Genomic DNA, 17,898 nt, shown 5'->3' with positions numbered 1-17,898 from the left:
CCGGTGATCGCTTGATGCTGGTGGCTTTGCCAGGGATACCTCTGGTGAAACCGGGTGATGATCTGGTTAGCTTCATCATTGATGGCCTGCGCAGCGCCGAATTGGAACTCCAACCGCATGATGTTGTGGTGGTAACCTCCAAGATTGTCGCCAAGGCCGAGAATCGCTGGCTGGATTTGCGAACGGTTATGCCATCGGACGAGGCTCGACGCCTGGGCGAAGTTACCGGCAAGGATCCGCGACTAGTGGAAGCGATTCTGCAAGAGTCGCAGACTGTGTCACGTTACCGGCAGGGCGTGTTGATCGTCCGGCATCGCCTAGGATTTATATCGGCTAATGCCGGGATTGACCGTTCGAATATCGGCCCCAAAGATGAAGACCGGGTGTTGCTGCTACCTCAGGACCCGGATCAGTCTGCCCGGCGTATCCGCGAAGGTCTTCTGGCGCGGACGGGTGTGGCGGTTGGAGTGATTCTGAGCGATACCCACGGACGGCCCTTCCGGGTTGGCAATGTTGGCACGGCGATCGGCATTGCCGGGATTCCCGCCTTGCTGGACCTGCGAGGACATGCGGACCTTTTTGGCCGCGAGTTGAAATCGACTATCGTGGCTGTGGCGGATGCCATTGCTGCGGCGGCGGGACTGGTCAGCGGGGAAGCAGACGAGGGTCGCCCGGTGGTTCTGGTGCGCGGATTGGTGTTGCCGGAAGCTCAGGGTTGCAGCGCCGATTTGAACCGCGATCCGGAGTTTGATCTGTATCAGTAACCGCTGCAGATCGTACGCACACCGTTTTTGCTGTACTAAACGGACATGGCTGGAGCATCTGCGTTACAATTGAGGTAGTTGTAGGACGATGGGTATGCTTCGTTGGAAGGGTAGGGTGGAGGACGACTTTACGTGAGTGTCTGGGCGATCGTTCCGGTCAAGCCGCTGAACCGGGCCAAGAGTCGGCTGGCGCCAGTACTGGCCGCAGAAGTGCGCGAACAGCTGGCGACCGAGATGCTGAGCCATACAGTGGCGGTGCTGGAACGGAGTGCGGCGGTGAGCGGTATTCTGGTGATCAGCCGGGACAGCCGTGCACTTGTCGTAGCCCGCAGGCACGGCGCACGAACAGTGCAGGAAAGTGGCACACCAGCCCTGAGCGCTTCGCTGGAACGGGCCACACAGATGATTGCCAGCTGGAATGCCCAGGCTGTGCTCATTTTGCCAGCGGATTTGCCCCTGCTGGCTGAAGAAGACCTGCGGACGCTGGTTGATCTGGGCCGTTACCACCAATCGCTTGTGGTCACCCCGGATCGTCACGAATATGGGACAAACGCTGTGCTGATGCGTCCACCGAATTTGCTCCCTGCACAGCTGGGCAACGGTAGCTTCCATCAGTATATCTCCAGCGGAGAGTCAATGAGGGCTACCGTGCACATCTTTCGCTCTGAACGACTGATGCTCGACCTGGATACGCCCGATGATCTGCAGTTGTACCTGAACCTGTGCCTGCGGTATAGGGTTGAGCCTTTGGCAGGGATCACCTCTGACGCAGTGCAATCGATCCTGGCGGTGTCGCAAAAGGAGAAACCCTGATGGCTGACCGAGTAGCCCTCTATTTGCAGGACGCCCATGAACTGAGCGCGGCAATCGAGTATGTTCGATACGCGGAAAGCAAAGGTTTTGAAGCGGTCTGGCAGGCCGAGAGCCGGCTGGTACGGGATGCCATTGTGCCAATGGCGGCCTTTGCCGCAACAACCACCAGGATCAAGATTGGCTCCGGTGTGATCAACAACTGGACGCGCAATGCGGCGCTGATTGCCTCAACGTTCCTGACGCTGGACGACCTAGCTCCGAACCGGATCATCTTGGGAATTGGCGCCTGGTGGGACCCGTTGGCCAGGAACGTAGGCATTGACCGCCAGAAGCCGCTCAAGGCGATGCGCGAGACGGTTGAGGTGGTGCGCGCCCTGCTGGCCATGAAGAACGTGACGTACGAGGGTGAGTTCGTAAAGATGCATGGCGTGGAGCTGGATGTGGTGCATGGTCGCCGGGAACCGCGCAATGTGCCGATTTATATTGGGGCGACCGGTCCAAACATGCTGGCGTTGACCGGTGAGATAGCTGATGGGGTATTGCTCAACTATCTTGTGTCGCCGAAGTACAACGAGGAAGCCCTGGCGCAGCTCGAAAAGGGCCTGAAGCTCAGCGGCAGGCGGATAGACGATATTGACCGGCCACAACTGGTCGTTGCCTCGGTAGATCGCGACCGTAAGAAGGCGCTGGATGCAGCGCGGAAACTGGTCACCCAATATCTGGGGCAACAGCCGCACATCATGAAAGCGAGCGGTGTTAGCCAGGAATTGCTCGATGAAATCCACCAGGTGTTGACCTGGCCGGCCACAGAAGAGCAGATCGAGAACGCTATGGTGCTCGTACCGGACGATGTGGTCCAGCAGGTGACCGCCTCTGGAACGCCGGAAGAAGTGCGCGCTAAGGTGCGGGAATATGTTGCTGCCGGTTGCACCTGCCCGGTGCTTTACCCCCTTGGTGAGGACGTACGGTTGATGATTGACACATTTGCAGACGGCTATTCTGCTTAGGGTAGCCGCTTGCTGAACTGACCTGTGGCGCTGGAACACCCTTGGGAGCCATGAACGATTACGACCTATTCAAGTTGCTGCAGCAGGCACAGGAGAAAGGCGAGGACGTAGCCCTGGCGACGGTTGTGCGCACTCAAGGGTCGGTGCCGCGCCATGCAGGGAGTAAGATGATCGTATGGCTTGGCGGCCGTATTGCCGGTACAGTGGGCGGCGGCATGCTGGAGTCGAAGGTCATCGAGGCGGCGCAGCAGGTTATTGCTACTGCGCGACCTGATTTGCTGACTTATCGCATGAATGATATGGCTGCCGGCGATGTAGGGGTCTGTGGAGGAACGGTGGAGGTTTTTATCGAGCCGATGTTGCCGCCACCAACGGTGCTGGTCATCGGATGCGGACATGTGGGCAAAGAAGTGGCTGCTCTGGCGAAGTGGGTTGGGTACCGGGTGCTGGTTAGTGATGACCGGGCTGATCTGTGTACGCCGTCGCATATACCGGACATGGATGGCTATTACGTCACGCCTGCCGCAGAACTGGCCAAGCATATCCCGATTACCAGCCAGACTTATGTGGCGGCAATGACGAGGGGGCAGACTGTTGATGTGGAGTTGCTGCCCGTGCTTCTGGCGTCTCCTGCGCGTTACATTGGTCTGATTGGCAGTCGTCGGCGCTGGGCTTTGACCGCTGAGGCCATGCGCCAGGCAGGGTTTAGCGACGAGCAACTCGCCCGCGTTCACGCGCCGGTAGGGCTTGAGTTGAGGGCGGAGACTCCCCGCGAGATCGCGGTAAGCGTAGTTGCCGAGATTATCATGGTTCAGCACGGCGGTGATGGGCGTTCGATGCGCTGGCTTGATACCCAGGAGCCTGCTGCAGGGCAGGATCGGGGATCGTGAATGGTATGCGCGGGCATCAGGCGGCGGTGAAGGTTCTGGCAATCAGTGACACAGAACTGCCACACATGCAGAATGTCCCTTACCTGCGCCGCAAGTATCACGATGTTGATGTTCTGATCAGTTGTGGCGATCTTTCGGCGGGGTATATTGAGTTTGTCGCCAGTGTGCTCAACGTGCCGGTTTACTATGTCAGGGGAAATCACGATACAGGTTATGCTCTACATCCACCCGGCGGCGATGATCTGCACGGGCGGATAGTCAGGTTTCGCCATCTGTGGATAGCTGGCCTGGAGGGCTGCCGGCGGTACAACAAGGGGCCGATTCAATATGACGAGACCCAGATGCTGGCGAATGTGCTCAAGCTTGCTCCCTGGATGTTATGGCGGCGGATGCGCTGGCACAACGGCGTGGATCTGATGGTGACCCATGCTGCTCCGTATGGCATACATGACCGTGACGATCTGCCGCACCAGGGGTTTAGGTCCTTTTTACTCTTGATCCGGTGGTATCGGCCACGCTATTTTATCCATGGCCATGTGGATGTATGGGATCGCCGGGACGTGACGTCAACGACCTATCTGGGCACCCAGATCATCAACATTAATCCGGTTTATCTGTTAACACTTGACGACTCTTTGCAGACTGAGCGTTCAAAGGCTGTGCGGCCCTGACAGGGGATGGTGCAACGATGTGGCAGGATTACTACAGCGTGACTTCCATCCGTGAGGCGCTGGAACTGCTAAGCCAGTATGGCGAGCGGGCGCGGCTGATCGCCGGTGGAACCGATATCATCCTCGAAATGGAGCGCGGGCAAAGGCCCGGTGTTGAGGCGCTGATTGACATCTCACGCCTGCCGGACCTGGATTCCATCACGGTGACCGAGGATGAGGCAGTTCTGGGGGCGCTGGTGACGCATAACCAGGTGGTTGCGTCAGCGTTGCTCTGGGAGCGCGCGTTACCGCTGGCCCAGGCGTGCTGGTCGGTTGGCGCGCCTCAAATCCGCAATCGCGGCACGATTGCCGGTAACCTGATCACAGCCAGTCCGGCCAACGATACGATTACACCATTGTGGGCGATGGACGCCACGGTGAAGTTGGTCTCGCCGCACGGTGAGCGCGTCGTGCCTCTGAGGGCGTTCTATCAAGGTGTGCGGCGGACAGTGTTGCGCCCGGACGAGATGCTGCTTGACATCCGCGTGCCATTGTTGCGTCCGCATGAACGTGGCATCTTCCTGAAGCTAGGGTTACGGCGGGCACAGGCAATTGCCGTGGTCAATGTCGCTGTTGTCGCTGGCTTTGACGGGGATGTAGTGACTGATGCCCGGATTACGCTTGGCAGCGTAGCGCCGACCATCATCCCCGTACCGGAGGCGCAGACGTATTTGCGTGGCAGGCGACTGAACCGTGAAACGATCGGGGCGGCAGCGGAGATGGCCATGCAGGCGGCAAGGCCAATCGATGATATCCGGGGGAGCGCCGCCTATCGACGCGAGATGGTCGGTGTGCTAGTCCGGAGAGCGTTGCGCGCCCTGGCGGCGGGAACTGAGCGTAGCGATCAGCCGGTGCGCCCGCCGTTGCTGTGGGGAAAGTCGAACGGGCGGGTGAGCTACAGGCTACCTGTCAGTGTCCGTCATCGTCCTGGGGATACGCCCATTGAGACGATCGTCAATGGCCGACGGTATACCGTGCCGGTTGGCCAGGACAAGACACTGTTGCGGTTCCTACGGGAAGACATTGGTCTGACGGGCACGAAAGAAGGCTGCGCGGAGGGGGAGTGTGGGGCGTGTGAAGTGTTTCTGGATGGCATGGCAGTCATGGCTTGCCTAGTGCCCGCGCCGCGCGCGCATAGCGCCCAGATTGTGACTGTTGAAGGGCTGGCCCAGGATGGCAAGCTCCACCCGGTGCAGCAGGCGTTTGTGGAAAAAGGGGCCGTGCAGTGTGGCTACTGCACACCAGGCTTCCTGATGTCCGGGGTAAAACTGCTGGAGGAGAATCCGCAACCCACCGACGAACAGATCAGACAGGGCCTGACCGGCAATCTGTGCCGGTGCACAGGCTACTACAAGATCGTTGAGGCTGTTCATCGTGCAGTTGAGATCGTACAGGAAGCCGATTCATAGGAGCGTGTACTCATGGTCAAGCGCGTGGAATACAAGCGTAGACGTAATCCCTTGCTGCCGATTTTTGGCGCCATCCTGGCGATTGCATTCGGTGTGATCGCTTATGTCCTTCTTCCCTATGTACAGCGATATCTTCGCACACAGGGCATTTCCTTTGGGACGCTCAGCCCGCTGGCAAGTGATCTGCTGGTCGGGGCAGTGTTGTGGCTGGTGATGTTTGGCGTGTCGATGTTTATCGTGGCGATATTGGCCGGTCGAGACTACGACGAAGACGTAGCACTCTCCTTCACCAAAGAGTCTGCCAGGTATCGCGAGCGGCAGCGAGCCGAAAAGGAGCGCAAGCAACAGCTTAAGCGCAAATTGCAGCGAGAAAGCCGCGAGCACTCAAGACGCTTTTGATTGACTCCAGTACTATGAGCAGGTGAAGCGGCATGGATCGGACAGTGCCCAAGACCGGTAGCGAAGAGATCGAGCTGTATATACGGACGTACTATTCGCTGCTGCGCTCGACGCATCCCATACAGATTCTGACCCTAACTGAGGCGCACATGGGCATGGATTCCTCGCTCCACACCAAGGCGCGAGATCCAGAACCGGATGTTTCTGCCCTGATCTATGCCAGTCTACGTCTGCCGCTGTGCATTGACCGGGTTTCGCTGGTTGTGCTGGGCCAGTCTGAAGAAGTGTTCATCAATGCCGGCTACATCGATGTCGAAATGTGGCAACGGGTGAGCGCCAGGGGGCGGCGGCGGCGGATGCATTTTAACGGCCAGGATGTCCTGGCGGTGTATATCGCCAGCCGGTCAGATATCGATGACCTGATCCCGACTCTGACAGCCTATCAGATTGAGTGGAACAAGATTCATAGCCTGTTGCAGGGAGGCAATCTCCGTCGCCTGATAGGGCGGTATAGCGGTGAACCGGAAATGTCTGAGGGTGATATGACCCAGCTGGCGGCAGGACTGCGAATCTCTCTGGAGGACCTGCAACGCCTGCAGGCAGTGTGGGGGGCGGACTTTTCGCCAACGCTGGCGGCGATGGCTGAACGCCCCAAGAACATCCGCCTGCAACTGCTCTCCGGTTCGCTGGCGCATTATCGTAAGGCTACCAGCCGCTGGTGGACCAATCTGGCGGATCGGGCGCGCGATCATGGCATTGAGCTTGGACGCCGACCGGTATACTTTGTATCCAGTAATCCCCATGCATTGCCTAACTTGCTACATGGATATGCCTGGCGACATGAGCAGGACCTGCTGGCTTACCTGCATGACTCCGATCAGCAGTATCTACTGGCCGAATACCAGGCGATTCAATCCCGGCAATCTCCTCAAAATCATAACAACCTGTTGTACTATGTCCTGAAAAAGTACCTGCAGGACTGCGGGGAAGAGGTGCGCCGGGCGGTGTTGGAGGCGGAACAGGCCATCGGGCTATTGCGCGTGCCCAGCGAACGGGGGTTTGATGTTGAGGCTCAGGTTATGGAGTTACGGCACGTGCGCCCGGAGTTCCTGGATCAGCGCGTTGCAGCGGTCGACGGGATCGCGTTGCTGGCAGAAAGCGATGCCGTGCTGCTCAACATTGATTATCCACTTGGTATGGCTGCCTACGAGTTGCTGAATGAGGTGGCTTTTCAGGTTGGTGAATTGCTGGGCGTATATGTGATGGGCAAATCGGCGACGCTCAACAGCCGGATTGGCGACGTGGTGTTGCCCAATGTTGTCCACGACGAGCATTCTCAGAACACCTACCTGCTGGTCAACTGTTTCAATGCTGATGACGTTGCGCCATACATCACCTACGGCTCGGTGCTGGACAACCAGAAGGCGATCAGCGCACGGGGGACTTTCCTGCAGAATCCGCGCTATATGGATGTATTCTACCGGGAAGGCTACACCGACATTGAGATGGAGGCCGGGCCATACCTTTCCGCGATCTACGAGGCCGTCCGCCCCAAACGGCATCCTTACAATGAGATCGTGACCCTGTATGGTACGCCCTTTGACGTCGGCTTTCTGCATTACGTCTCGGATACGCCGCTGACCAAAGGCAAGAATCTGGGGGCCGGAAGCCTGAGCTATGGTGGCGTGGAACCGACGTACGCTGCGGCAATCGCCATTCTCCGGCGGATCTTCCAGCAAGAGATCAGGCGGATTAGTGGTGGCGCTCTTCTGCCTGTGGAGGCCGGTGACGTTGTGGGAGGGTGAAGAGGCATGACCGAAGGCGAGAAGCTTGCGGTAGTCGGCCAGAGTGTGGTACGTACCGACGCCCTTGGCAAGGTGACGGGAGATGCGCTGTATCCGGGCGACATCAATATGCCCGGTCAATTGTACATGAAGATCCGTTTCTCCGATCGCGCCCATGCCCGTATCACCCGCCTTGATACCTCGGCCGCTGAACAATATCCGGGCGTTGTGGCGGTTCTAACGGCCAAAGACGTGCCGGTCAATGAATATGGGCTAATCATGCCGGACCAGCCTGTGCTGTGCGGACCTGGCGGGACGCGGCCTGACGCGGATATTGTCCGCTGTTATATGGACAACATTGCCCTGGTGATTGCAGAGACTGAAGAGGCAGCGGCCACGGCGCGCGATTTGATTGAAATCACGTATGAGGATTTGCCGGTCGTCACCGACCCTTTTGCTGCTATGCGCGACGATGCGCCGCGTTTGCATGCCAATACGCCGAACAACATCCTGACGCACTATCGCATTCGCAAAGGTGATATGCAGGCAGGGTGGGCCGCCGCTGAGGTGATCGTTGAGGGAACATACCGAACAAGCTGGCAGGAACACGCCTACCTGCAGCCGGAAGCAGGGCTGGGCTACATCGACGAGCAAGGGCGTGTGACCGTAGTGGTGGCGGGCCAGTGGACACATGAGGATCGCGAGCAGATCGCCCATGCGCTTGGTCTGCCGGAGGAATCGGTGCGCGTGGTTTATCCGGCCATCGGTGGTGCTTTCGGTGGACGCGAGGATATGTCGGTTCAGATTGTGCTGGCGCTCGCGGCATACAAACTGCGCCGGCCGGTCAAAATCATCTGGAGCCGGGAAGAGTCTATACTGGGCCATCACAAGCGACACCCGGTTACTATCAAGACGCGCTGGGGAGCTACCCGCGAGGGGAAGATCGTCGCGGTAGAGGCTGAGGTTGTGGGGGATGCCGGGGCGTATGCCTATACCTCGACTAAGGTGCTGGGAAATACCAATCTAATGGTCACCGGCCCTTATGAAATTCCCAATGCCCATATCGACACCTACGCTGTCTACACCAATAACATCCCGACGGGCGCTTTTCGCGGGTTTGGCGGGCCACAGGGTGCCTTTGCCGCCGAGATGCAGATGAACAAACTGGCGGAAGCACTCGGCATGGATCCGGTGACGCTGCGCCAGAAGAATGTCTTACGGGAAGGAAGTCTGCTTACCGTAGGTACGCCGGTGCCTAAAGGAGTCTCCATTGAGGCCGTGCTCACGGCATGCGCAGAGCGCAGCTTCTGGCGGCAGGATGGCGATCGGTGGCAGCACCAACCAGTGGAACAGCCGGCTGATCCCGCTAGAAGGCGAGGGCGTGGTATTGCCTGCGCCTTTAAGAATGTGGGATTTAGCTTTGGCGCGCCGGAAGCATGCTGGGCAATCATCGAGCTTCGGGGTGACACCGAGATCGAGGAAGTCATTCTCTATCACGCGGCGGCGGAAGTCGGACAGGGCGTGCACACCGTCATGCAACAGATGGCTGCGGAGGCGGTCGGTGTGTCGCTGGAGAAGGTTCGCCTGGTGGCGTCTGATACCAGTTCCACCCGCAATTCGGGCAGCGTATCGGCTTCGCGCATGACCTTCATGTCCGGCAATGCGATTCGTGGGGCAGCGGAAGAAGCGCTCAAACAATGGCAGGCGGAGGAACGGCCGGCGGTTGGTACGTATGTCTACCGGCCACCCAGGACCACACCCTATGATCCCCAGACTGGTCGCAGCGAACCCAATTTCGCCTATGGCTATGTCAGCGAGGCGGTTGAGGTTGAAGTCGACCTGGAAACTGGCCAGATTTCCCTGGTTAGTGTTCACTGCGCTGATGATGTCGGGCGCGCCGTGAACCCTGTGCAGGTGCAGGGACAGGTTGAGGGAGCCGTCGTACAGGCGATGGGGTATGCCATCCTGGAAGAACTCGTGGTCAAGGATGGCCGGATTTTGAACCCGACTCTGTCCACTTACCTGATCCCGACGGTTCTGGATGTGCCGGAGCGCGTGGAGTCGATCATTCTGGAATACCCGGATCCCCTTGGGCCATGGGGAGCACGGGGGATGGGCGAGATGCCGTACCTGCCACTGGCGGCGGCGGTAGCCGCGGCAGTGAAAGACGCTACTGGTATCTGGTTCGATGAGATTCCGCTGACTCCTCAGCGGGTTGTTCAACGGCTGCGGGAGCATGGCCTTGGCGCCGATCTTTAGGCAGGTGCGGATAGTCGTCCGCGGCGGCGGGGACCTCGGTTCCGGAGTTGTCTACCGGCTGCAGCGGGCCGGGTTTCCGGTTGCGGTGCTGGAACTGGCGCAACCCCTGTTTGTCCGGCGTGGGGTGGCCTATGGTGCGGCGGTCTACGAAGGCTCCGTCACCGTTGACGGCATAACGGCCCGGCTGGTGGACCGAATAGAAGCAGCCGGCGATGTCTGGATGGCTGGCGAGGTGCCTGTTCTGATTGATCCAGCAGGAGCTCCGCTGGCCGAATGGCAGCCAACGGTGATCGTCGACGCCCGTATGGCCAAGCGTCCGCTTGATACACGACTGGATGAGGCTCCGCTGGTCGTGGCGCTTGGGCCGGGCTTTGAAGCAGGTGTTCACTGCCATGCAGTTGTGGAGACTAACCGGGGGCACTACCTGGGCAGGGTCTACTGGCAGGGACATGCAGAGCCAGATACCGGTATCCCCGGGCAGATGAATGGCGTAGCGGCGCTGCGAGTGCTACGAGCGCCGGAGGATGGGTTTGTGCGTCCGCTGCGGTCTATTGGTGATACTGTTCGTGCAGGCGATATTGTCGCCGAGGTAAATGGCCAGCCAGTCACCGCCAAGTTTGATGGGGTGGTACGCGGCCTGATTCACCCAACCGTGGCAGTATCCGCCGGGCTGAAGATTGGCGATATCGATCCGCGGGCGAAGGTCGATCATTGCTTCACCATTTCGGAGAAATCGCTGGCTGTAGGCGGTGGGGTTCTGGAAGCGGTGCTCGTTTCGCCTGCTGTTCGCCACCGTCTGGGATTACTGCCGGGAGTGGCGAATGCGACTTAAGTTCGCATTACGGGTACAGCAGGGCGATGTCATCGCCTTTGTCGGGGCTGGCGGCAAAACCTCAGCCCTTTTTCGTCTGGCGTATGAGCTGGTGGCAGAGGGCTGGCGAGTGCTGGCTACGACGACGACCCGCGTTGCAGTTGATGAACTGGCACTGGCGCCGAGCGCTCTGTCGCTGGATCGCGTTGAGGGCAACCTGGCCACGTTGACGGCTGCGCTTAACAAGACGCGCTTTGTCTTTCTTTATAGCCATGTTCGTGATGGCAAAGTCAAGGGCATTCCTCCTGAGTATGTGCATATCCTGCTGGATCGGGTTAGTAGTGATGTTGTCCTGGTCGAAGCCGATGGCGCGCGCCGCTTACCGTTCAAGGCTCCCTATGCCCATGAGCCGGTTGTGCCTTTTGAGACCACACGGATTGTGTTGAGCGCTAGTATGGATGTTCTCGGTCAGCCGCTGGACCACACGCATGTCTATAACCCGGAGGCGATGATCCGGCGCTTTGGCTATCCGGTTGGTGCGCCGGTGATCTGGCCATGGGTGGCTTCTGTTCTGCGTGATGAGCAACTGGGTTTGCTGAACCTGCCGGTCACCATACCGGTGACGGTATTGCTCAACAAAACGCCCATGGCTGGCACGGTGCGGCGGCAGGCCCAGCTTGCAGCTAGCCTCCTGCTGCGCTCCTCACGGATTGATGGTGTTATTGTGGGGGACATGCAAAACCAAGATGATCCGGTCTATGAGGTGCGTCGTCCGGTAGCGGCGATAGTGCTGGCAGCCGGGAAGTCCAGCCGGATGGGGCAGACCAAAGCGTTGCTGCCGTGGGGACGTGAGACGGTTCTGGAAGCGATCATCCGGCAGCTCTATGCGGCCCGGCTGGAGCACATTGTGGTAGTTACCGGGCATGACGCCGACCGTATTACAGCAATCGCAGAACGGTACGGGGTCCAGGTGGTTCACAACCCCGACTATGAGTGCGGTGAGATGCTCTCGTCGTTGCAGACAGGGCTGCGTGTTCTGGGCGGGCGGTATGACGGAGCGCTGGTTGTCCTGGGCGATCAACCGCAGTTGCAAAGCTATGTGGTAGCGCGGGTGCTGGAAGCGTATGCCCACGGCGGCAAAGGGATTGTCATTCCAAGTTTTGATCTGCGGCGGGGGCATCCGGTGCTGTTCGGACGGCGGCACTGGCAGGGCCTGCTGGAGTTGCCAGCCGGTAGTGCGCCGCGCGACTTGGTGAACGCTAATGTGGATGACATCGCTTATGTGAATGTTGCCACAGACAGCATTCTGCAGGACATTGACACGCCCGAGGATTACGAGCGGGCCCTGCGGCGGGCGGGTCTACGTTGAACGGCTGATCTAAGGGCTGCGGATGGGGGTGGCGGTCGGAATCGGCGCACTGATGAAGATGGTATGGGTGCAGGATGCTCGGGGGGTGTTGGTGATGTCAAAGACGTTCAGGCGGAACTTGTACTCCCCGGGTGTCAGCTGTGAAGGAATGAGCTGGCCCAGAACGCCGTCGACAACAGGAACCGTATATTCGCTGAGCTTGGCCCATACGTTGTTGGTCTGTGGGCCGTTTAGCTCAAAGCGGTAGAACGCAAAATTGGCTGTGTTGGCGCTGCCGACAATGTTGATGGCCTCGAAAACGATCATGCCATTTGCCGGGATGCGCATCTGCGCTTCCGGCGAATCGCATCCAATGGCCGGTGGAGCATCCGGCACAATGGTGCCAACCGGGGTTGGGGTCAGGGTTGGTGTGGCAAAAGGCGCCAGGTTTAACTCGTCTTCCAGGCCGGGAATCTGTACGCCCTGCGCGAAATCCGGCGGTGGCGTGCCGGCCAGAATGCTACCGGGAATGGCCGTGGTAAATGGTGTCTCAACGGCTGCGACAATCGCTGCGCCGGCCTGCGGTGGCTGTGCACGCAGCGTCGGGGCGACCACCAGCGAAATGGCCATCACCGCCAGCGCCACCTGAATCAGCAGCACCACAGCGGTCACGGCGTTGTCAACGCGGAAGCGTGCCAGTTCTTTCTCCAGCTCGAACTGGGCGCTTTGCAGCTGCCGCCGTGCCAGCAGCACTGCCCGCAGGCCGATGACAATCCCGACACCGCACAGGATGTACAGACCGGGAGCGATCTGCTCGATGAAGAAGGCCAGGTTAATCATGGATGGCGTCGCATTATGCCTCCAGACGCCTGAGCACACCTCGAACCAGCGCGGTTAGTTTGGGGGCGATAGTCTTACCGGCTTCCAAGACTTCATCATGGTTAGGTTGCAAATCTGCATCGGGATCATCGATGGCGCTGTTGGAAATGCCGGAGATGCCCAAGACGCGCATACCGGCATGGTTGGCGACAACGACTTCTGGAACAGTGGACATGCCGACGGCATGAGCGCCCAGCGTGCGCAGCATACGAATCTCTGCGGGCGTCTCAAATGCCGGGCCTGACAGGTAGACATACACGCCTTCATGCAGGAGCAGGTTGAGGTCGTTCGCTACTGCGCGCGCCAGCCGTCGCAGATCGCGGTTGTAGGCGTTGGTTAGGCTGGGGAAGCGCGGGCCAAGCTCATCACTATTGGGTCCTAGCAGCGGGTTGTGGCCAGCCAGGCCGGGTATATTGATGTGATCCTTGATCAGCATCAGATCGCCGGGCCGGTAAGCTGGATCAAGCCCTCCAGCAGCATTGGTCACGATGAGCGCACGAATACCCAGGCGCTGCATGACGCGGATGGGGTAAGTTACCCGCGCCATACCCTGGCCTTCGTAGAAATGGCTACGCCCCTGCATCACCATGACTGTGTGGCCTTCTAGGTGGCCGATTACCAGCTGCCCGCTGTGACCTGCGACAGTGGAATGAGGCCAGTTGGGAAGTTCCGCGTAGGGGATACTGGCGGCATTGGTTACGCTGTCGGCCAGAGCGCCGAGGCCGGAGCCAAGGATGATGGCGACAGAGGGACGATGTGTAGTCCTGGCAGTGATAAAGGCAGCAGTGCGGTCATAATCCGCGATAGTAAATTCTGATTGTGGGGGGACCGTCATAGTTTTGTCCTGGTTCTAAAATAAACACCGGTACCGGTTACGCATGTGGGAGATTATAAGCCAGAACCGCGTGGCTGCCAGATTGAATCTAGATGAGGCACAGGCCAGACCTTTCAGCAATCCTGGCGGCAGAATGGCCGGCAGCGAGCCAAAGAAGCCACCGGGAGATCACATGGGACGTTGCATCCCTTCGTCTGACGGCGCTGCTGCCATTTGGATTTGCCTCCAGCTGCCGGGAACAGCAGGCAGCGCCTACAGTGCACAGGCGGCTCATTCACTGACATCTCTTGACTGAATCCGCTGCGTGTGATCAGGCAGGTCAACATGTCCCGTTGTAGCCCAATGGTTCTCTGGTCACATTGGGGGTCGAGCAGAATCCCGTAGAATCGGAATAGTGAATGATCACCTGACTGTGTCATGTTCCTGTCATGCAGATCAGCGACTATAGTTCGGACACTGTATCCGCAGGCAATCTGGCATCTTCGGTGTCAGCGATCATTGGGCGTTACCGGCAACTGTACCGCAAGCTATACTTGCAGGATCCGCGTGAGTTGCGCGATCTGGGAACGGGCTGGGTGGTTGTCAATGGCGCCCGGATGCGTGTTTCGGAGCTGGAGAAGCTGACCGACCAGATGCAGAGCCGGTACCGCCAGACGATTGCCCAGAAGCGCAATGTCGTCAAGCGACTGGTGGCCTGGCTGCGCAGTCACTGATGCTGCTACAACAAGGCGCTGCCAGCCTACAGAATCAGCATGGCATCCCCGAAGCTGTAGAACCGATAGCGATTGTCTCTGGCAATCGCGTATGCTTCCAGCGTACGCTCGCGGTCCAGGAAAGCGCTGACCAGCATCAGCAGGGTTGAACGAGGCAGATGGAAGTTGGTGATCAGGCCGTCGATCACGCGGAATCGGTAGCCCGGACGAATGAACAGGCGGGTTTCCCCGTCAAAGGCGATGACAGGCCGCCAGGGACAGTAATCATCAGGGGGCATCTGACCGGTGGCCGGGTCACCACCGGCGCTGAGGATGGCCGCGCTTTCCAGCGTGCGGACGACAGTAGTCCCGACGGCAATCACTCGCCTTCCGGAAAGCCGGGCTTCGTTGATGCGCTGGGCATCTGCCGCGGACAGTGACGCCCACTCGCTGTGCATCCTGTGATTGGCGATCTCATCTTCCTTGACTGGCTGGAAGGTTCCCAGGCCAATGTTGAGCGTGCAATAAGCGAACTCCACACCCATCTCCTTGAGCGCCAGAAGCAGATCGGCTGTGAAGTGCAACCCGGCTGTTGGCGCAGCTGCTGACCCCTCGTGGCGCGCATAGATGGTCTGGTAGCGCTCAGGATCGGCCAGTGGCTCGTGGATGTAAGGAGGCAGGGGAGTCTCACCCAGTTCGCTGAGATCGTGGTTGATCGGGCGCTCAAAGCGCACTAACCGTTCCGCCCCCTCCAGAACGCGAATCACCTCAGCGTCTACCTGCACACCCTCCTTCTCCAGGCGGATACGTGTCCCTTCCCTGATGTTCTTGCCGCCAGCGAGTACAGCCCAGGTATGACTGTCAATCTGGCGGAGAAGCAGTAGCTCCACGGCTCCGCCGCTGGGATGTTTGTGTCCTTTCAGGCGGGCAGGAATAACGCGAGTCTGGTTGAAGACCAGCAGATCGCCGGGACGCAGGTACTCCCCCAGATCGGCAAACCGCCGGTGTTCTATTGGGCCGCCGTCCCTGGGCACTACCAGCAAACGGGAAGCATCCCGCGGCTCGATGGGCGTCTGTGCAATGAGTTCAGGGGGCAGTTCGTAGTCGAAATCGCTGAGTCTCATGAATTCAAGGCTATCTTGATGGGTCAATGGATCAACGCCTGAGTATTCGCAGGATCACATTCAGCAGAACTGTCAATATTGCACTGATCAGCAGCATACTGGTCAGCGGGATGAAGCAGGAAAAGCCCTGGCCTTCGATACGGATATCGCCTGGAAGATGGCCAAGATTGCCCAGAAACGGCAGGCGGCTGAGCAGGAGCAGCACGCCTCCCGTGATTGCCAGCACAATTCCCAGCCCCAGCAGGGCACGACCGAGACTTTCCATCACCTGCTTTGACTTCTCCATTCCAAAACTTAGAACAGGGTTGGTTGCTCAGGGTGATCTGGAAACATCAGTCCAAGATGTTCGTAGGCAGCCCGCGTAGCAACCCGCCCGCGTGGCGTACGCTCTAGAAAGCCAAGCTGAAGGAGATAGGGTTCGTAGACATCCATGATCGTGTCCGGCTCCTCGCTGATGGCTGCCGCGATGGTTTCCAGACCAACCGGACCGCCGTCAAATTTCTCGATGATGGTCCGCAACACCCGTCGATCGATGTCATCCAGCCCAAGCGGATCGATATTGAGCAGGGAGAGCGCAGCATCGGCGATCTCAGCGGTGATTCGACCCTGTGCGCGGACCTCCGCGAAATCGCGGACACGCCGGAGCAGACGCAGGCCAACCCGTGGCGTGCCGCGAGCGCGCTGCGCGATCGCCAGGGCGCCTGCTTCATCAATGGGTGTATTGAGCATGGCTGCCGCCCGATTGACGATAACCACCATATCCTCAAGCGTGTAGAAATCCAACCGGTAGACGGCCCCAAAGCGGGCACGCAGGGGGGCAGTCAGCAGGGCCAGGCGCGTGGTTGCCCCGATGACGGTGAACCGGGGCAATCTGAGCCGCACATTCTTGGCGGCAGGCCCTTTGCCGATCACAATGTCCAGGGCAAAGTCTTCCATCGCCGGATAGAGAACTTCCTCAACAGCGCGCCCCAGACGGTGAATCTCATCGATAAAGAGGACATCGTTCTGTTTAAGGTGGGTGAGAATGGCGGCCAGGTCTCCGGCTCGCTCAATGGCCGGGCCGGCGGTAATGCGGATATTGACGCCCAGTTCATTAGCGATGACATGAGCCAGGGTTGTCTTTCCCAGTCCCGGCGGGCCGTACAGCAACGTATGATCCAGTGCCTCTTTGCGCTGTTTGGCAGCATCGATCAAAATAGATAAATTCTCGATGACCAGACGCTGCCCAATGACTTCGTTCAGAAAATGAGGGCGTAGCGCTGCATTGCGGCGGTCATCGGGACGGGGCTTGGCGCTGGTCAAACGCTCTGTCGGTTCCATAAGCTTACACGTTTCTCTCCTGCAGCAGGTACCCAGAGTATAGCGGCCCTACAGGGCAGTGCAATACGTTGACAGCGTTCATCTGGCTTCGTACAATCGGCCCAGTCTTATCGGGCGGCAGGGAATCCTATTCTTGTTATCGTCTGCCGCGTGGAAGCGATGCAGACCCGGCTAACCCGCCATCAGGTGAAGGAGTACTCCGTGACACACCCGCAGGTATTTGTTTCCGATCATCCTCTGGTCAAGCACAAACTGACTTTGCTACGGGATGAGCGTACAGATCACCGCAAATTCCGCGAGTTGGTTCGCGAGATCGCTATTATGCTCTGCTACGAAGCAACGCGCGATCTCACGCTGGTGACAAGAACAGTCCGGACACCGCTGGCGGAGACCACAGGGTTTTCCGTGCAGGAAGATGTTGGCCTGGTACCGATCCTGCGGGCTGGCCTGGGCATGGTGGATGGCGTGTGGGAGATGGTTCCGGGCGCTCAGGTATGGCACCTGGGTATTTATCGCGATGAGAAGACCCTGCGTCCTGTTGAGTATTACAACAGGCTCCCAGTTGAGCCAACTGTGCAGCTTTGCCTTGTTCTTGATCCGATGCTGGCGACCGGTGGATCAGCTTCAGCGGCGGTTGATGTGCTGAAGAACTGGGGGGTGCGGCGCATTAAGTTTGTGGGGCTGATTGCCGCGCCGGAGGGGATTGCCCATCTTTCAGGTCGACATCCGGATGTCCCGATCCATGTGGCTGCCGTGGATGATCATCTCAATGAGGTGGGCTTCATTGTGCCGGGTCTTGGCGACGCCGGTGACCGCCAATTTGGAACGGCCTGAGGGGAAGTACTGTAGTCGGA

18 protein-coding genes are annotated in these 17,898 nt (G+C 58.9%); 13 read left to right on the top strand and 5 right to left on the bottom strand.

Annotated features, from left to right (window positions below):
• Nucleotides 1-14 precede the first annotated feature (14 nt).
• The 11 genes from cofE to yqeC all read left to right on the top strand — a co-directional run bounded on the left by cofE (nucleotide 15) and on the right by yqeC (nucleotide 12,215).
• Entirely contained in the window at nucleotides 15-764 is a 750-nt protein-coding gene (cofE, locus tag HPY64_14360) for a coenzyme F420-0:L-glutamate ligase (protein NPV68321.1), read from the top strand.
• 132 nt (nucleotides 765-896) lie between these two features.
• Complete coding sequence (cofC, locus tag HPY64_14355; GenBank protein NPV68320.1) at nucleotides 897-1,577, top strand: 2-phospho-L-lactate guanylyltransferase; 681 nt, start codon at nucleotides 897-899, stop codon at nucleotides 1,575-1,577.
• Nucleotides 1,577-2,584, top strand: coding sequence for an LLM class flavin-dependent oxidoreductase (locus HPY64_14350; protein ID NPV68319.1), 1,008 nt, complete (start codon nucleotides 1,577-1,579; stop codon nucleotides 2,582-2,584). Before cofC ends, HPY64_14350 begins: the two co-directional genes overlap by 1 nt.
• A 50-nt stretch (nucleotides 2,585-2,634) precedes the next feature.
• Entirely contained in the window at nucleotides 2,635-3,474 is an 840-nt protein-coding gene (locus HPY64_14345) for an XdhC family protein (GenBank protein ID NPV68318.1), read from the top strand.
• Entirely contained in the window at nucleotides 3,471-4,145 is a 675-nt protein-coding gene (locus HPY64_14340) for a hypothetical protein (GenBank protein NPV68317.1), read from the top strand. The genes HPY64_14345 and HPY64_14340 overlap by 4 nt, the downstream gene beginning before the upstream one ends.
• Before the next feature lie 38 nt (nucleotides 4,146-4,183).
• Nucleotides 4,184-5,593 carry a 2Fe-2S iron-sulfur cluster binding domain-containing protein gene (locus HPY64_14335; GenBank protein ID NPV68316.1) on the top strand — a complete coding sequence of 470 codons (1,410 nt, stop codon included), beginning with the start codon at nucleotides 4,184-4,186 and terminating at the stop codon, nucleotides 5,591-5,593.
• 12 nt (nucleotides 5,594-5,605) lie between these two features.
• Nucleotides 5,606-5,992: a hypothetical protein gene (locus tag HPY64_14330; GenBank protein NPV68315.1), complete on the top strand. Its 387-nt coding sequence runs from the start codon at nucleotides 5,606-5,608 to the stop codon at nucleotides 5,990-5,992.
• A 32-nt stretch (nucleotides 5,993-6,024) separates the two neighbouring features.
• A complete protein-coding gene (locus tag HPY64_14325; protein NPV68314.1) occupies nucleotides 6,025-7,797 on the top strand; it encodes a hypothetical protein in 1,773 nt (590 codons plus the stop codon).
• Nucleotides 7,798-7,803: 6 nt separating this feature from the next.
• Nucleotides 7,804-10,035, top strand: coding sequence for a molybdopterin-dependent oxidoreductase (locus tag HPY64_14320; protein ID NPV68313.1), 2,232 nt, complete (start codon nucleotides 7,804-7,806; stop codon nucleotides 10,033-10,035).
• Entirely contained in the window at nucleotides 10,013-10,867 is an 855-nt protein-coding gene (locus tag HPY64_14315; protein NPV68312.1) for an EF2563 family selenium-dependent molybdenum hydroxylase system protein, read from the top strand. Before HPY64_14320 ends, HPY64_14315 begins: the two co-directional genes overlap by 23 nt.
• The gene (gene yqeC / locus HPY64_14310; protein NPV68311.1) at nucleotides 10,857-12,215 is read left to right on the top strand and encodes a putative selenium-dependent hydroxylase accessory protein YqeC; all 1,359 of its coding nucleotides are present in this window, start codon (nucleotides 10,857-10,859) and stop codon (nucleotides 12,213-12,215) included. The genes HPY64_14315 and yqeC overlap by 11 nt, the downstream gene beginning before the upstream one ends.
• A 9-nt stretch (nucleotides 12,216-12,224) precedes the next feature.
• Here yqeC and HPY64_14305 read toward each other — a convergent pair whose 3' ends face one another.
• Together HPY64_14305 and HPY64_14300 are read right to left on the bottom strand one after the other, a co-directional pair.
• Nucleotides 12,225-13,034 (bottom strand): hypothetical protein, encoded by an 810-nt coding sequence (locus tag HPY64_14305; GenBank protein ID NPV68310.1) that lies wholly within the window; start codon nucleotides 13,032-13,034, stop codon nucleotides 12,225-12,227.
• A 13-nt stretch (nucleotides 13,035-13,047) separates the two neighbouring features.
• Nucleotides 13,048-13,908: a purine-nucleoside phosphorylase gene (locus tag HPY64_14300; protein ID NPV68309.1), complete on the bottom strand. Its 861-nt coding sequence runs from the start codon at nucleotides 13,906-13,908 to the stop codon at nucleotides 13,048-13,050.
• A gap of 485 nt (nucleotides 13,909-14,393) precedes the next feature.
• Between HPY64_14300 and HPY64_14295 the strand changes: the two genes are divergently transcribed.
• Nucleotides 14,394-14,621, top strand: a complete 228-nt coding sequence (locus HPY64_14295) for a hypothetical protein (protein NPV68308.1) — start codon at nucleotides 14,394-14,396, stop codon at nucleotides 14,619-14,621.
• 26 nt (nucleotides 14,622-14,647) lie between these two features.
• Here the strand turns inward: HPY64_14295 and queA are convergent, their stop codons facing one another.
• From queA to ruvB, 3 genes are read right to left on the bottom strand one after another with little or no spacing between them, the layout of a single operon-like run.
• Nucleotides 14,648-15,724 carry a tRNA preQ1(34) S-adenosylmethionine ribosyltransferase-isomerase QueA gene (gene queA / locus HPY64_14290; GenBank protein NPV68307.1) on the bottom strand — a complete coding sequence of 359 codons (1,077 nt, stop codon included), beginning with the start codon at nucleotides 15,722-15,724 and terminating at the stop codon, nucleotides 14,648-14,650.
• Between the two features lie 31 nt (nucleotides 15,725-15,755).
• On the bottom strand, nucleotides 15,756-15,989 hold the full coding sequence (locus tag HPY64_14285) for a DUF2905 domain-containing protein (GenBank protein NPV68306.1): 234 nt from the start codon (nucleotides 15,987-15,989) through the stop codon (nucleotides 15,756-15,758).
• Between the two features lie 29 nt (nucleotides 15,990-16,018).
• The gene (gene ruvB / locus HPY64_14280; GenBank protein NPV68305.1) at nucleotides 16,019-17,044 is read right to left on the bottom strand and encodes a Holliday junction branch migration DNA helicase RuvB; all 1,026 of its coding nucleotides are present in this window, start codon (nucleotides 17,042-17,044) and stop codon (nucleotides 16,019-16,021) included.
• A gap of 159 nt (nucleotides 17,045-17,203) precedes the next feature.
• Between ruvB and upp the strand changes: the two genes are divergently transcribed.
• Entirely contained in the window at nucleotides 17,204-17,878 is a 675-nt protein-coding gene (gene upp / locus HPY64_14275) for a uracil phosphoribosyltransferase (GenBank protein ID NPV68304.1), read from the top strand.
• Nucleotides 17,879-17,898: the final 20 nt, after the last annotated feature.

The organism is Anaerolineae bacterium, assembly GCA_013178165.1.
Taxonomy (GTDB): Bacteria; Chloroflexota; Anaerolineae; order Aggregatilineales; family Ch27; genus Ch27.
Note: the sequence above shows the minus strand (reverse complement) of the source record. Positions and strands in the feature narration are given on the sequence as shown.

Excerpts from the sequence above, each read along its gene's own strand:
- cofE (NPV68321.1), top strand. The coding sequence starts at position 15 with ATGCTGGTGGCTTTGCCAGGGATACCTCTGGTGAAACCGGGTGATGAT.
- HPY64_14350 (NPV68319.1), top strand. The coding sequence starts at position 1,577 with ATGGCTGACCGAGTAGCCCTCTATTTGCAGGACGCCCATGAACTGAGC.
- HPY64_14345 (NPV68318.1), top strand. The coding sequence starts at position 2,635 with ATGAACGATTACGACCTATTCAAGTTGCTGCAGCAGGCACAGGAGAAA.
- HPY64_14330 (NPV68315.1), top strand. The coding sequence starts at position 5,606 with ATGGTCAAGCGCGTGGAATACAAGCGTAGACGTAATCCCTTGCTGCCG.
- HPY64_14325 (NPV68314.1), top strand. The coding sequence starts at position 6,025 with ATGGATCGGACAGTGCCCAAGACCGGTAGCGAAGAGATCGAGCTGTAT.
- HPY64_14320 (NPV68313.1), top strand. The coding sequence starts at position 7,804 with ATGACCGAAGGCGAGAAGCTTGCGGTAGTCGGCCAGAGTGTGGTACGT.
- HPY64_14315 (NPV68312.1), top strand. The coding sequence starts at position 10,013 with ATGGCCTTGGCGCCGATCTTTAGGCAGGTGCGGATAGTCGTCCGCGGC.
- yqeC (NPV68311.1), top strand. The coding sequence starts at position 10,857 with ATGCGACTTAAGTTCGCATTACGGGTACAGCAGGGCGATGTCATCGCC.
- HPY64_14305 (NPV68310.1), bottom strand. The coding sequence starts at position 13,034 with ATGATTAACCTGGCCTTCTTCATCGAGCAGATCGCTCCCGGTCTGTAC.
- HPY64_14300 (NPV68309.1), bottom strand. The coding sequence starts at position 13,908 with ATGACGGTCCCCCCACAATCAGAATTTACTATCGCGGATTATGACCGC.
- queA (NPV68307.1), bottom strand. The coding sequence starts at position 15,724 with ATGAGACTCAGCGATTTCGACTACGAACTGCCCCCTGAACTCATTGCA.
- HPY64_14285 (NPV68306.1), bottom strand. The coding sequence starts at position 15,989 with ATGGAAAGTCTCGGTCGTGCCCTGCTGGGGCTGGGAATTGTGCTGGCA.
- ruvB (NPV68305.1), bottom strand. The coding sequence starts at position 17,044 with ATGGAACCGACAGAGCGTTTGACCAGCGCCAAGCCCCGTCCCGATGAC.
- upp (NPV68304.1), top strand. The coding sequence starts at position 17,204 with ATGCAGACCCGGCTAACCCGCCATCAGGTGAAGGAGTACTCCGTGACA.